A 13,544-nucleotide genomic window follows, 5' to 3' on the forward strand; every position below is an offset into this window, starting at 1 on the left:
TTCCCCCGCCTTCCCCGGCCGGGCCCCCTGGGGCACCGCCAGCAAGCTGCGTGCCTGGCAGCAAGGGGCGATGGAGAAGTACGTCCAGGAGCAGCCGCGTGACTTCCTGGCCGTCGCGACGCCGGGGGCCGGCAAGACGACCTTCGCGCTCACGCTGGCCTCCTGGCTGCTGCACCACCATGTCGTGCAGCAGGTGACCGTCGTCGCGCCGACCGAGCACCTGAAGAAGCAGTGGGCCGAGGCGGCCGCGCGGATAGGGATCAAGCTGGATCCCGAGTACAGTGCCGGGCCACTCGGCAAGGACTACCACGGTGTCGCCGTCACCTACGCGGGTGTGGGCGTGCGGCCCATGCTGCACCGCAACCGGGTCGAGCAGCGCAAGACCCTCGTCATCCTCGACGAGATCCACCACGCCGGTGACTCCAAGTCGTGGGGTGAGGCCTGTCTCGAGGCCTTCGAGCCCGCCACCCGCCGGCTCGCGCTCACCGGTACGCCGTTCCGGTCCGACACCAACCCGATCCCCTTCGTGACGTACGAGGAGGGCAACGACGGGATCCGCAGGTCGGCCGCCGACTACACGTACGGGTACGGCAACGCGCTGGCCGACCACGTCGTGCGGCCCGTCATCTTCCTCTCCTACAGCGGCAACATGCGCTGGCGGACCAAGGCGGGGGACGAGATCGCCGCACGGCTCGGCGAGCCGATGACCAAGGACGCGATCAGCCAGGCCTGGCGTACGGCGCTCGACCCGCGCGGTGAGTGGATGCCGAGCGTCCTGCGCGCCGCCGACCAGCGGCTCACCGAGGTCAGGAAGGCCATCCCGGACGCCGGCGCCCTCGTCATCGCCTCCGACCAGGACTCCGCGCGCGCCTACGCCAAGCTGATCCGCGAGATCACCGGCACCAGGGCGACCCTCGTCCTGTCCGACGACGCCGGCGCCTCGAAGCGGATCGACGACTTCAGCCAGAGCAACGACCGGTGGATGGTCGCCGTGCGGATGGTGTCCGAGGGCGTCGACGTCCCCCGCCTCGCGGTGGGCGTGTACGCCACCACCATCTCCACGCCCCTCTTCTTCGCCCAGGCCGTCGGCCGTTTCGTACGGTCCCGGCGGCGCGGCGAGACCGCCTCCGTGTTCCTGCCGACCGTGCCCGACCTGCTCACCTTCGCCAACGAGATGGAGGTGGAACGGGACCACGCCCTCGACAAGCCGAAGAAGGAGGGCGAGGAGGACCCGTACGCCGAGTCCGAGAAGGAGATGGAGGAGGCGAACAAGGAGCAGGACGAGGACACCGGCGAGCAGGAGCAGTTCGCCTTCGAGGCGCTGGAGTCCGAGGCCGTCTTCGACCGCGTCCTGTACGACGGCGCCGAGTTCGGCATGCAGGCGCACCCGGGGAGCGAGGAGGAGCAGGACTACCTCGGCATCCCGGGCCTCCTCGAACCCGACCAGGTGCAGCTGCTGCTCCAGAAGCGGCAGGCCCGGCAGATCGCGCACAGCCGCAAGAAGCCGGACACCGAGGCGGACCTCCTCGAACTGCCCGCCGAGCGGCGGCCCGTCGTCTCGCACAAGGAGATGATGGAGCTGCGCAAGCAGCTCAACACCATGGTCAGCGCCTACGTCCACCAGAGCGGCAAGCCCCACGGCGTGATCCACACCGAGCTGCGCCGGGTCTGCGGCGGCCCCCCGAGCGCCGAGGCCACGGCCGGGCAGCTCCGCCAGCGGATCGCCAAGGTGCAGGAGTGGGCCACCCGGATGCGGTGAGCCGGCTGGCGGCCGACCGTACGTATCAGGACAAACGGAGTGGTCCGTACCGGGTGGTGCCCGGATTCTGGACGGAGGCTTCCGCTGAGCGAACCCGCTTCGCTACTGTCCCGCTACGCACACGCCCCGTGGCAGCGCCGCCGCGGAGCGCAGCCGTGAAGCGACGCGGCCCGGCAAGGGACCGGGCCGCCGGCCGATCGGCGGCCTCTGAAGCGCGTCACTGACGGGACTCGGTGACGCATCCGCCGCGAGGGGGCTGCCGACCTCACCACTTGGAGGAGTGGGCGTCGTGACCGCGGAGACCTCTCAGACGCTTGACCGGGGACTGCGTGTCCTCAAGCTCCTGGCCGACACGGACCACGGGCTCACCGTCACCGAGCTTTCCAACAAACTGGGCGTCAACCGGACCGTGGTGTACCGGTTGCTGGCCACGCTGGAGCAGCACGCCCTCGTACGGCGTGATCTCGGCGGGCGCGCCCGGGTGGGGCTGGGGGTGCTGCGGCTCGGACGGCAGGTGCATCCGCTGGTACGGGAGGCCGCGCTGCCCGCGCTGCGGTCGCTCGCGGAGGACATCGGGGCGACGGCCCACCTCACGCTGGTGGACGGCGCCGAGGCGCTGGCCGTGGCCGTCGTGGAACCCACGTGGACGGACTATCACGTGGCCTACCGGGCCGGGTTCCGGCACCCGCTGGACCGCGGGGCCGCGGGACGGGCCATCCTCGCGGCCCGGCAGCAGGGGTTCGGGGAGCCGGGGTACATGCTGACGCACGGCGAGCTGGAGGCCGGGGCGAGCGGGGCGGCCGCGCCGTTGCTCGGGGTCACCGGGGTCGAGGGCAGTGTCGGGGTCGTGATGCTGGCGGACGCGGTGCCGGAGCGGGTGGGGCCGCGGGTGGTGGACGCGGCGCGAGAGGTGGCGGAGGCGCTGCGCTGACTTGAGCGGTGCGGTGCGGTGTGGTGCGGGTTCGTTGTCGGCTGCGGGTTCGGTGGGGGCTGGTCGCGCAGTTCCCCGCGCCCCTGGGTGGGTGTGGTTGCCGTCGGCTGACCGGTCCCCGCGCTGGACCGGACGTGCGGTGCCGTTGTCGGCTGCGGGTTGGTGGGGGCTGGTCGCGCAGTTCCCCGCGCCCCTGTGCAGTTCCCGTCGGTCGAGATGTGTGCGTCCTCAACCGTCGGCCGGCCCCGGCCCGAGGCTCGCCAGTACTCTCAGCTGGAGCCACAGCACCAGGCGTTCGTCGGGGTCGTCCAGGTCGATGCCGAGTTGCTGACGCACCTGCTTCAACCGGTAGCGGCACGTGTTGGGGTGGACGGCGAGTGACTTCGCCGCGCCCGCCATGTCGCACCCCGCGTCGAACCAGCACACCAGCGTGCGGGCGTGGTCGGTGCCGTGCTCCTCGTCGTGGGCCAGCACCCGCCGCCAGGTGCCCTTCGTCAACTCCCCGTGCTCGGCGAGCACTTCGGCCAGGCGCAGCAGTGTGACCCGCGGCCGTACCTCGTCGACGGTCGCCACCGGCAGTGAGGGTCCCAGCACCCGCAGCACCAGGTCGGCGTCGGCACGTGACCCGGCCGCCTCCGCGAGCCCCGCCACCACCTCGCCCAGCCCCGCCCGCACCGGCACCCTGAGCGCCTGTCCGGCCCGCGCCACGATGTCCTCGGCCAGCCGCCGGTGACGGGCCCCGGGCGCCGGCAGCAGCGCGTACACCACCCCGTCGAGCAGTACGCACGCGTGCCGCCCGTAGCGCGCCTCGCACTGCAGCCGTACGACGTCCAGCAGCCGCAGCCCGGTCTGCCCGGCGTCCGGGAGGCCGGCCGTGTCCGGGGCGAAGGCCGCCACCCGCACCGGACCCTCGACACCGAGCCGTACGGCGGACGCCGCCGGGTCCGCCGTGCCGTCCAGCACCCGCCGCAGCAGGTCACCGCTCTGGTGCCGGGCCAGCTCCTGTGCCGCCCGGGCCCGCAGGAGCAGCACGGCCGCCGTCGACGCGCCCTGGACGAGCGTCTCCTCCGCGTCCCGCGCGAGCGTGCCGGCGTCGACGACCCACACCGAGCCGAGGGTCTCCCCGCCGGCTCGGACGGCGACCGCGAGGCGCGGCAGGGCGCCGTCCCGCAGCGCGGGCAGCCGTACCGGTCCGGCGGCCGCGAACAGCTCCCGGTACTGGTCGGTGTTCTCCACGTCCGCCGGCACCTGGAGGCCCAGGATGCCCTGCCGGCGGTCCTCGTCGACCGGCTGGCCGGGGACGGTGGAGTAGGCGAGGATCCGCCGGCGCGGGTCCTCCACGGCGGTGGCCCCGCCGGTAGCCGTCGCGATGGCGTCGGCGAGGGCGAAGAGGTCGCCGTGCCCGGCTGTGGACGGCACCGGCCGGGCGCCGGTCGCCGAGGCCAGCAGCAGGTGCGCCCGGTGCCAGGCGGTGTCCTCGGCGACGGACAGCAGCGCCACGCCGTACGCCTCGGCTTCCGCCACCGGCCCGTCCGGGCCCCGGACCACCAGGCCGGTCATCCCGGCCTCCGCCGCCGCCCTCGCCAGCGGTCCGGCCGCGGCCGCCCGCACCCCGACGGCCAGCAGCAGCGCGCCCGGCACGTGGGGGAGCGGGGCGTGGGCGTCGTGCAGGACCACCTCCGTGACGGGGGCGGTGAGCCCGGCGGGGGCGGTGTGCAGCCGTACCGAGGTGCCGCCGACGACGTCGAGGAGGTCGCCGAGGGTGCAGGCGTCCACGGGTCGCACCTCCCAGCTCTTTGGCCGTTCCGCAAAGGAACGTACGCACAGGTTGTAAGACCGCACAACCCCGGGCGCCCGCGCGCGGCGGAGACTGGGCGCATGACCGTGGTGAGCATCCGTACCGTCCACGACGTCACCGGCCTCGGTGCCGTCAGCGCGTACTTCGGCGAGGTGTGGCGGACCCCGCCCTCGGCCCCGCCCTACCCGGCCGAGGTGCTGCGCAGCCTGGTCCACGCGGGCGGCGCGGTGCACGCGGCCCACGACGGGCGGCGGCTCGCCGGGGCCTGCGCCGCGGTGTTCGGGCCGCCCGGCTCGGCGGAGGCGTACTCCCTGGTCGCCGCCGCGGAACCCGGGCTCGGGCAGCCGGTGAAGCAGGCGCAGCGGGCCTGGGCGCTCGGTCTCGGCGCCCGCACCATGCGCTGGACCTTCGACCCGCTGGTCGCCCGCAACGCCCGCTTCAACCTGGCCAAGCTGGGCGCGGTCGGCACCGAGTACCTCGTCGACTTCTACGGGCCCATGCACGACGGCGTGAACGGCGGCGACGAGAGCGACCGGCTGACGGTGACCTGGGACCTGACGGCACCCGGACAGCCGTACGACACGGGGGAGCGCGAGGAGGCGCCCGCCACCCACCGCGCTCCCGACGGAGGGGTCCTCGCCCGCCGCGACCTCGCGGACCTGCACGTCTGGTGCCGGGTCCCGGACGACGTCGTCGGGCTGCGGGCCGCCGACCCGGCGCTCGCGCTGCGCTGGCGGCGGGCCGTGCGCGAGGTGTTCACGGACGCGTTCGGGCAGGGTTTCAGGGCGACCGGAATGTCCCGGGACGGCTGGTACACCCTCACCAAGGAGGCCGTATGAGGCTGGAGCGCGTCGAGGTCGTCCATGTGGCGATCCCGCTGGTCACTCCCTTCCGCACCTCCTTCGGCACCATGACCACGAAGGACACCTTCCTGCTGCACGTCGTCACGGACACCGCCGAGGGCTGGTCGGAGTTCGCCGCCGACCCGCAGCCGCGGTACTGCCCCGAGTTCACGGCCGGTGCGGAGCTCGTGCTGCGGGACTTCCTGGTGCCGAGGGCGGCGGCGCTGCCCGCGCTCTCGGCGGCGCTGGTCGGGCCCGCCGTGAGCGGGATCAAGGGGCACGAGCTGGCGAAGGCGGCCCTGGAGACGGCGGTACTGGACGCAGAGCTGCGGTCGTACGGCATGCCGCTGGCGGTGTACCTCGGCGCGGTGCGCGACCGGGTGCCCGCCGGGGTGTCGGTGGGGATCAAGGAGTCCGTGCCGGAGCTGCTGGACGACGTCGAGGGGTATCTCGCCGAGGGGTACGTCCGGATCAAGCTGAAGATCGAACCGGGCTGGGACATCGAGCCCGTACGGGCCGTGCGCGAGCGCTTCGGGGACAAGCTGCCCCTCCAGGTCGACGCCAACACCGCGTACACGCTCGCGGACGCCGAACACCTGCGGCGGCTCGACGAGTTCGGCCTGCTGCTGATCGAGGAGCCGCTGGACGAGAACAACCTGTACGGCCACGCGCGCCTCCAGAGCCGTATCGCCACCCCCGTCTGCCTCGACGAGTCCCTGCACAACGCCCGGGACACCGCCTCCGCCATCGCCATGGACGCGTGCCGGGTCGTCAACGTCAAGCCCGCGCGCGTGGGCGGCTATCTGGAGGCCCGGCGCATCCACGACGTGGCCCGCGCGCACGGGGTGCCGGTGTGGTGCGGCGGCATGCTGGAGACGGGGATCGGCCGCGCCCCGAACCTCGCCCTGGCCGCCCTGCCCGGCTTCACCCTCCCCGGCGACACCTCCGCCTCCTCCCGCTACTTCGCCGAGGACCTCACCGAGCCGTTCGTCCTGGCGGACGGCCACCTGCCGGTGCCCCGGGGGCCGGGTATCGGGGTCGAACCGCTGCCCGACGTCCTACGGCGTTTCACCCGCGCGCGACGGGATCTGTACCGGGGCTGACCGGCTCGTGGCCGGAAGTGACCGCCGCGTTAGATTGATCCCGTGCTCTCACGCCTCACGCGCCCCCAGGCCGTCGCCGTCTGTGCCCTGCCCGTCGTGGCGCTGGTCGCCACGGCCCTCCTCGCGCCGCTGCCGTTCTCGCTGGCGCAGCCGGGGATGACGGCGAACGTCCTCGGCGACAACGAGGGCGCGGCGGTGATCACCGTCTCCGGGGCCCCGACCCGGGCGACAAGCGGACAGTTGCGGATGACGACCATCGAGGCGACCGGGCCCGACGCGCACATCTCCCTGGGCGACATCATCGACAACTGGTTCCGCACCGACCGGGCGGTCATGCCCCACGACGCGGTCTACCCGAGCGGGCAGAACGTCGAGGAGATCGAGAAGCACAACACCGCGCAGATGAAGGAGTCCCAGGACGCGGCGACCCGGGCGGCCCTCGGCTACCTCAAGCTCAGCGACGACAAGGTCAAGGTGACGCTGAAGCTCGCGGACGTCGGGGGGCCGAGCGCGGGACTGCTGTTCGCGCTGGGGATCGTCGACAAGCTGCACGGCAACGGCGCCGGGGGCGAGCTCACGGGCGGCCGCACCATCGCCGGGACCGGCACGATCGACGCGGACGGCACGGTCGGCGCGGTGGGCGGTGTGGCACTGAAGACGCAGGCCGCGAAACGGGACGGGGCGACGGTGTTCCTGGTCCCGAAGGACGAGTGCGCCGACGCGAAGGCGGAGCTGCCGAAGGGGCTGCGGCTGATCCCGGTGACGTCCCTGAAGGGGGCGGTGAGCGCGCTGACCGCCCTGGAGTCGGGCAACGGTTCCGTCCCCGCCTGCTAGTGCGCGAGGGCAGGCCGCGGGGAGGCGAGCCGGAGCCCGACCTCCACGAGGGTCCAGCCGAGGCGGGTACGGATGGCGTACGGCCGCCTGGCCTCGACGGCGAGCCGGTGGGCGTCGGCCTCGGCGCGGAGGTCGGCGGCGCGGAGCTGGTGCAGGGCGAGGTGGGTCTCGGGACGCATGGCGGGGCCTCTCAGTCCGTCTCGGTGGGGAACAGGTGCGTGTGGACGCGGACTTGCTCCGTGCCGGGGGTCTCCTCGGTGACCCGGCCGCGGTAGTCGTTGATCAGGGCGTGCATCTTGTCGACGAGCTCGGTGGCCAGGTCGGGGGTGAGCTGGAGCGTGGCGTCGCTCATGTCGGAGGCGCGGCCCCACTGCTTGGACCACCGCTCGCGGGCGTGGAGCCAACCGGACAGCTCACGGGCATGGGTGGCGGCGATCTCGTGCAGGAAGAGCTCGGCCATCCCACGGAGCTCCGGGCCCGCGCCGTCGAACTCGGTGGTGTCGAAGGTCAGCCCTTGGTCCACGGCCTGCCACCACCGCTCCCGGCCCTTGCCGTGCTCCGGGGCGTCGGCGATGAAGCCGTGCTCGGCGAGCTGGCGCAGGTGGTAGCTGGTGGCGCCGCTGGACTCGCCCAGGCGCTCGGCGAGCATCGAGGCGGTGGCGGGTCCGCGCCGGCGCAGCGCGTTGAGCAGTTCCATCCGCAGGGGGTGGGCCAGCCCGCGCAGTGAACGGGCGTCGAGTTTCCGTACCTTCGGCTCTTCCGGCATGCGTACAAAGATAGCTATGCAAAGAGTCCTTTGCAACGACTTCTTTGTAACCCCGCCGATCGGGAGCCGGCCCTACTTCACGAACCCCTCCGCCTTCATCCAGTCCAGCGCCACCTGGTGCGGGTCCTCCCCGGCGACGTCGACCCTGGCGTTGAGCTCCCGGGCCACCGTGTTGTCCAGCTTCCTCGTGACCGGGGCGAGCACCTCCGCGATGGCCGGCCACCGCTCGAGGGACCTGGAGTTGATCTCGGGCGCCGCGTTGTAGTTGGGGAAGAACCTGCGGTCGTCCCGCATCACCGCGAGGTTCATGGACCTGATGCGGCCGTCGGTCGTGAAGACCTCCCCGTACCGGCAACCGCCCTTCGCCACCTGGGTGTAGATGATCCCGGTGTCCATCTGGGTGATGTACCTCGCCGGGACGCTCATCCCGTACGCCTTCTCCATGCCCGGCAGTCCGTCGGCGCGGTTGGCGAACTCGTTCTCCACGCACAGGGTCACCGCGCCGGGGTCCTTCTTCGCCAGCGCGGCCACCTCGGAGAGCGTTGTCGTGCCGTACTTCCGGAGGCCGGCCCGGTTCGTGGCGAGGGCGTAGGTGTTGTTCAGGGGCGCCTTCGGCAGCCATGTCAGCCCGTTGGCCAGGTCGGCCTCGCGCACGGCCGTCCACTGCTCCTGCGGATCGGCGACCGGCTCGCTGTTGCCCTGGTAGGTGATCCACGCCGTGCCGGTGTACTCGTACATCCCGTCCGCGTCCCCGGACCTGACCGCTTCCCTGGCGCCGACCGACCCCTGGATGCCCGTACGGTCCAGCACGTCCGCCCCGGCCGCCTCGAAGGCGATGCCCATGATCGCGCCGAGGACGAGCTGCTCGGTGAACTCCTTCGACGTGACCGTCAGCTCCGCACCCTTGAGCGGCTCACCGCGGCCGATCGACCCCGGCTCCACGTCGTCGGCCATGGGCGAGCCGCTGGTCAGCCCACAGCCGGCCAGCAGGACCAGGCAACCGCTCAGCACCAGGAGGGTCGGTTTCACACCGTCACCTCACATCGTCGCGACGGGAGGTACGCGTCCCTGTCGGCGGGCGGGCGGGTGAACGTCATGGCGTGGCCGCCGAACCGGTCGTCCCCAGGAACGGTTCGACCGACCGGTCGACCGGCGGAGGGCCCGGGGTGCAGGGGGCCGCCGGAGAACGTCGTGTCGACGATGCGGCCTCGGGCCCTGCGGGCTCGCGGCGGGGCAGTTCGGTGCCGAAAGCCTGTCGGCCGACCTGCGCGGCCCGCGCCGGCGTCCCCTCCGCGGCGAGCCGGTCCTGCCCTGTCGACGTCGAGGCACGGGAAGGAACGGACGCGCGTCGAGTTTGACGCCGAGCTCCTCCGTCCGGGTCCCCCGCCCCCGGCCCCCTTCACGTGGGCAGCAGGGCGCCGGGTGCGAGGGGGGAGGGAACCCGGCCTCGGAACCCGGCGGGCGGCCGGCGAGGCCGGTGCCCGGCGTCCGCACCTCATGTCCCCACCTCCAACCCCCGTGGTTCGAGCAGCAGTTCCGCGAGGGAGGCCAGCCAGTCGACCAGGAGGGCGAGAGTGACCGTGAGGACGGAGCCCAGCATCAGGACCGGCATCCGCTGGTTGGTGATGCCGGTCGTGATGAGGACGCCGAGGCCGCCGCCCCCGCCGAAGGCCGCCAGGGTCGCCGTGCCGACGTTCAGGACCAGGGCCGTGCGGACGCCCGCGAGGATCAGCGGGACCGCCAGCGGGAGTTCGACGCGGGCCAGTACTCCCAGCGGGGACATGCCGATGCCGCGTGCCGCCTCCAGCAAGGCCGGGTCGTTCGCCTTCAGGCCCGCGATCGTGTTCGACAGGACCGGCAGGACGGCGTAGGCGACGATGCCGATCAGGGCCGCCTTCGTGCCGGTGCCCAGCCAGATCACCAGCAGGGCCAGCAGGCCGATCGCCGGGGTCGCCTGGCCGATGTTGGCGGCCGCCGTCACCACCGGGCTCGCCTTCCGGAAGGCGACGCGGGTCAGCGCGATCCCCAGCGGGATCGCGATGATCAGCACGAAGAACGTCGAGACCACCGTCAGCTCCACGTGCTGCCACAGGGCCTTGGACACCTGCCCGTTCGACAGCGCGTTCGCGGAGAGCGGGTCCAGGTCGGCCTGCTCGAACCACAGCCAGGTCGCGAACAGGACGGCGAGGAGGAACGCGGGCAGAAAGGTCAGCTTCCGCCAGGTCACCCGCCGCTTCGGCGGACCCGGCGGGGGAGCGGCCGTACCCTCCTCCCGCTCGTCCTCCGCCACGGGACTCGCGGCCGTCGTCACGCCTTCCGCCCCCCTGCGTCGGCGCCCTCCTGCTCGGCGTGCGTCCGGTCGGCCCGGATCGCCTCCAGTTCGTGCTGGTGCTCCATGGCCTCCAGGCGGTCCGCCTCCAGGAGTTCGTGCACGGAGTTCATGAGCGTCTCCATGTCGACGACACCCGTGTACTCACCGCGCCGCCCGGTCACCGCGACCCGCCCCGCGTTGTCGGTCAGCACGGCCTCCAGGGCGTCCCGCAGGGTCGCGTCGCTGGTCACCGTGTCGCTCACCAGCGTCCCGGCCCGTGCCGGCGACCCCATCGCCCGCATCATGTCGTCGCGCCTGAGCCACTTGTAGGGCCGTCCGCGCCTGTCGAGCAGCAGGACCTCGTTCGTCCCGCTGCCCCGGAGCTTGTCGAAGATCTCCTGGACGGGGTCGTCGACGGTCACCGTCGGACAGCCGGTGATCTGCACGTCCCGCACCCGGGTGAGGTTCAGCCGCTTCAGGGCCGCCCCGGCGCCGACGAACCCGGACACGAAGTCGTCGGCCGGGCTGGTCAGGATCGCCTCCGGGGTGTCGAACTGGGCGATGCGGGAGCGTTCGCGCAGCACGGCGATCCGGTCGCCCAGCTTGATCGCCTCGTCGAAGTCGTGGGTGACGAAGACGATCGTCTTGTGCAGCTCGCGCTGGAGCCGGATCAGCTCGTCCTGGAGATGGTCCCGGGTGATCGGGTCGACCGCGCCGAACGGCTCGTCCATCAGCAGGACGGGCGGATCGGCCGCGAGCGCCCTGGCCACCCCGACCCGCTGCTGCTGACCGCCGGACAGCTGCCGTGGATAGCGGCCGTGGAACTCGCCGGGGTCGAGCCCGACCAGGTCGAGCAGTTCCTCCACCCGGTCGCCGATCCGTGCCTTGTCCCAGCCGGTCATCCGCGGCACGAGCGCGATGTTCTGCGCGACCGTCATGTGCGGGAAGAGCCCGGCCGACTGGATCGCGTAACCCACCTTGCGGCGCAGCCGGACCGGATCGATGCCGGTGACGTCCTCGCCGTTGATCCGGATGCGTCCACCGGTCGGCTCGATCAACCTGTTGATCATCTTGAGCGTGGTCGACTTGCCGCAGCCGGACGGTCCCACGAGGACGACGGTCTCGCCCGCCCTGATCTCCATGGTCACGTTGTCGACGGCGGGCTGCGGACTGCCGGGGTAGCGCTTGGTCAGGTGCTCCAGCCCGATGGACGCACCCGAGGTGCCGGACGTCTCAGACACGGATCCCTCTCGGAATGGTCAGCCGCCCGAGCAGGACGTACGCGGCGTCGAACAGCAGGGCGAGGACGATGATCCCGAGCGTGCCGGCGAGCACCTGGTTGAGCGCGTTCCTGCTGCCCAGGGAGGCGATGCCGCGGAAGATCTCGTTGCCGAGGCCGGGCCCGGAGGCGTAGGCGGCGATCGCGGCGATGCCCATCAGCATCTGCGTCGAGACCCGGATCCCGGTCAGGATCGGCGGCCAGGCGAGCGGGAGCTCGACCCGCGCCAGGCGGGTCACCCGGGACATCCCGATCCCCTCGGCCGCGTCCACCAGCGAGGGATCGACCCCGCGCAGCCCCACGATCGCGTTGCGGACGACCGGCAGCAGCCCGTACAGCGTCAGGGCGATCACCGTGGGCGGCACCCCGAGACCCACGACCGGGACGAGCAGACCGATCATGGCGAGCGAGGGGACGGTCAGGATCGTCGAGGTGGCCGTCGTGGCGAGGTTGCCCGCCCACTCGCTGCGATAGGTCACGACCCCGATCAGCACCCCGATCACCGTCGCCGCGACCATGCACTGGAAGACGGCGCTCGCGTGCTGGTAGGCGTCCACGAGCAGTTGCTGGTGGCGGCTGCCGAGGTACTCCCAGAAGTTCACACCCGCTCACCCCGCTGGCTCGGTCACTCCCGAAGGGCCGGATCCCCCGCCGCCTGCTCCACCAGCGGGATGATCCGCAGCGGAACGGGGTTCTCCATGACGATCGCGGTGGCGGCCCGGACGATCCCATCGAAACCGACAACCCGGTCGATCACACGTTGGAGATCGGCGTTGGAGCGGGCCACGAGGCGGCACAGCATGTCCCCGCTGCCGGTCGTGGTGTGCAGTTCGAGGACCTCCGGCACGGTCGCCAAGTGGGCCCGTACGTCGGCCCCTTGCCCCTGCCGGATCTGGAGCGTGGCGAACGCGGTCACCGGGTAGCCGAGCGCCGCCGGATCGACCTGCGGACCGAACCCCCGGATGACTCCGTTCGACTGAAGCCGGTCCAGCCGCGCCTGCGCGGTCCCCCGCGCCACCCCCAGCCGCCGGGACATCTCCAGGACCCCGATCCGCGGCTCGCGCGCGAGGAGCACGATGATCCGCCCGTCCAGCTCGTCGATCCCCACGGCAGCCTCCCCGAGAGATGGTCATCCTGCACAGAAAGCCCGTCGATACGGCCGTATCGCTGAACATGTTGTCCAGTGGACACGCAAACTATTGCGCACCTTGCAGGGCGGAGCCAGGCTTCGCACATGACGCAGACCACACACCACACTCCCGACACCGCCCGGCAGGCCGATCCCTTCCCGGTCAAGGGAATGGACGCGGTCGTCTTCGCCGTCGGCAACGCCAAGCAGGCGGCCCACTACTACTCGACCGCCTTCGGCATGCGGCTGGTGGCCTACTCCGGACCGGAGAACGGCAGCCGCGAGACCGCGAGCTACGTGCTGGAGAACGGCTCCGCCCGGTTCGTGTTCACCTCGGTCATCAAGGCCGCCACCCCCTGGGGCCACTTCCTCGCCCAGCACGTGGCCGAGCACGGCGACGGGGTGATCGACCTCGCCATCGAGGTCCCGGACGCCCGCCGCGCGTACACCTACGCGCTCGAGCACGGTGCCCGCTCGGTCGCCGAGCCGTACGAGCTGAAGGACGAGCACGGCACGGTCGTCCTCGCCGCGATCGCCACCTACGGCGAGACCCGCCACACCCTGGTCGAGCGCACCGGCTACGACGGCCCCTACCTCCCGGGCTACGCCGCCGCCGCCCCGATCGTCGAGCCCCCCGCCCACCGCACCTTCCAGGCCGTCGACCACTGCGTCGGCAACGTCGAGCTCGGCCGGATGAACGAGTGGGTCGGCTTCTACAACAAGGTCATGGGCTTCACGAACATGAAGGAGTTCGTGGGCGACGACCTTCGACATCAGCGCGCTGTACTCGGT

14 protein-coding genes are annotated in these 13,544 nt (G+C 72.2%); 6 read left to right on the forward strand and 8 right to left on the reverse strand.

Translation table 11 applies throughout. The features are described 5' to 3' along the window. Positions 1–1,759 (forward strand): DEAD/DEAH box helicase (locus AOJ26_RS15245; protein ID WP_053848816.1); only part of this gene is annotated, 1,759 nt, incomplete at its 5' end. Positions 1,760–2,048: 289 nt separating this feature from the next. Next, the gene (locus AOJ26_RS15250) at positions 2,049–2,690 is read left to right on the forward strand and encodes an IclR family transcriptional regulator (protein WP_031041623.1); all 642 of its coding nucleotides are present in this window, start codon (positions 2,049–2,051) and stop codon (positions 2,688–2,690) included. Between the two features lie 228 nt (positions 2,691–2,918). Here AOJ26_RS15250 and AOJ26_RS15255 read toward each other — a convergent pair whose 3' ends face one another. Then, a complete protein-coding gene (locus AOJ26_RS15255; protein WP_053848817.1) occupies positions 2,919–4,466 on the reverse strand; it encodes a PucR family transcriptional regulator in 1,548 nt (515 codons plus the stop codon). A gap of 102 nt (positions 4,467–4,568) precedes the next feature. Here AOJ26_RS15255 and AOJ26_RS15260 point away from each other — a divergent pair, with 102 nt between their 5' ends. The 3 genes from AOJ26_RS15260 to AOJ26_RS15270 are packed head-to-tail and all read left to right on the forward strand — an operon-like array spanning position 4,569 to position 7,267. Continuing rightward, positions 4,569–5,327: a chorismate synthase gene (locus AOJ26_RS15260; protein ID WP_053848818.1), complete on the forward strand. Its 759-nt coding sequence runs from the start codon at positions 4,569–4,571 to the stop codon at positions 5,325–5,327. After that, complete coding sequence (gene menC / locus AOJ26_RS15265; protein ID WP_053848819.1) at positions 5,324–6,433, forward strand: o-succinylbenzoate synthase; 1,110 nt, start codon at positions 5,324–5,326, stop codon at positions 6,431–6,433. The genes AOJ26_RS15260 and menC overlap by 4 nt, the downstream gene beginning before the upstream one ends. Before the next feature lie 42 nt (positions 6,434–6,475). Next, complete coding sequence (locus tag AOJ26_RS15270; protein ID WP_053848820.1) at positions 6,476–7,267, forward strand: S16 family serine protease; 792 nt, start codon at positions 6,476–6,478, stop codon at positions 7,265–7,267. Here the strand turns inward: AOJ26_RS15270 and AOJ26_RS15275 are convergent. From AOJ26_RS15275 to AOJ26_RS15305, 7 genes are all read right to left on the reverse strand, one after another. Further along, complete coding sequence (locus AOJ26_RS15275; protein WP_053848821.1) at positions 7,264–7,446, reverse strand: hypothetical protein; 183 nt, start codon at positions 7,444–7,446, stop codon at positions 7,264–7,266. The two genes, AOJ26_RS15270 and AOJ26_RS15275, sit on opposite strands and share 4 nt — an antisense overlap. An 11-nt stretch (positions 7,447–7,457) precedes the next feature. Continuing rightward, positions 7,458–8,033, reverse strand: coding sequence for an ArsR/SmtB family transcription factor (locus AOJ26_RS15280; RefSeq protein ID WP_053848822.1), 576 nt, complete (start codon positions 8,031–8,033; stop codon positions 7,458–7,460). A 72-nt stretch (positions 8,034–8,105) separates the two neighbouring features. Next, entirely contained in the window at positions 8,106–8,987 is an 882-nt protein-coding gene (locus AOJ26_RS15285) for a glycine betaine ABC transporter substrate-binding protein (RefSeq protein WP_373413189.1), read from the reverse strand. 541 nt (positions 8,988–9,528) lie between these two features. Next, positions 9,529–10,344, reverse strand: a complete 816-nt coding sequence (locus tag AOJ26_RS15290) for an ABC transporter permease (RefSeq protein ID WP_053848824.1) — start codon at positions 10,342–10,344, stop codon at positions 9,529–9,531. After that, positions 10,341–11,585, reverse strand: a complete 1,245-nt coding sequence (locus AOJ26_RS15295) for a betaine/proline/choline family ABC transporter ATP-binding protein (RefSeq protein ID WP_053848825.1) — start codon at positions 11,583–11,585, stop codon at positions 10,341–10,343. Before AOJ26_RS15295 ends, AOJ26_RS15290 begins: the two co-directional genes overlap by 4 nt. Continuing rightward, positions 11,578–12,225: an ABC transporter permease gene (locus AOJ26_RS15300; RefSeq protein ID WP_053848826.1), complete on the reverse strand. Its 648-nt coding sequence runs from the start codon at positions 12,223–12,225 to the stop codon at positions 11,578–11,580. Before AOJ26_RS15300 ends, AOJ26_RS15295 begins: the two co-directional genes overlap by 8 nt. A gap of 23 nt (positions 12,226–12,248) precedes the next feature. Continuing rightward, positions 12,249–12,731, reverse strand: coding sequence for an Lrp/AsnC family transcriptional regulator (locus tag AOJ26_RS15305; protein ID WP_053848827.1), 483 nt, complete (start codon positions 12,729–12,731; stop codon positions 12,249–12,251). A 126-nt stretch (positions 12,732–12,857) separates the two neighbouring features. Between AOJ26_RS15305 and AOJ26_RS15310 the strand changes: the two genes are divergently transcribed. After that, positions 12,858–13,544: VOC family protein (locus tag AOJ26_RS15310; protein WP_179200340.1), on the forward strand; the 687-nt coding region annotated here is incomplete at its 3' end.

This window comes from Streptomyces sp. NRRL B-24085 (assembly GCF_001282115.1).
Taxonomy (GTDB): Bacteria; Actinomycetota; Actinomycetes; order Streptomycetales; family Streptomycetaceae; genus Streptomyces.

What these genes read in the sequence shown, in the direction of transcription:
- AOJ26_RS15260 (WP_053848818.1), top strand. Translation starts at nt 4,569, where the DNA reads ATGACCGTGGTGAGCATCCGTACCGTCCACGACGTCACCGGCCTCGGT.
- menC (WP_053848819.1), top strand. Translation starts at nt 5,324, where the DNA reads ATGAGGCTGGAGCGCGTCGAGGTCGTCCATGTGGCGATCCCGCTGGTC.
- AOJ26_RS15275 (WP_053848821.1), bottom strand. Translation starts at nt 7,446, where the DNA reads ATGCGTCCCGAGACCCACCTCGCCCTGCACCAGCTCCGCGCCGCCGAC.
- AOJ26_RS15280 (WP_053848822.1), bottom strand. Translation starts at nt 8,033, where the DNA reads ATGCCGGAAGAGCCGAAGGTACGGAAACTCGACGCCCGTTCACTGCGC.
- AOJ26_RS15285 (WP_373413189.1), bottom strand. Translation starts at nt 8,987, where the DNA reads ATGGCCGACGACGTGGAGCCGGGGTCGATCGGCCGCGGTGAGCCGCTC.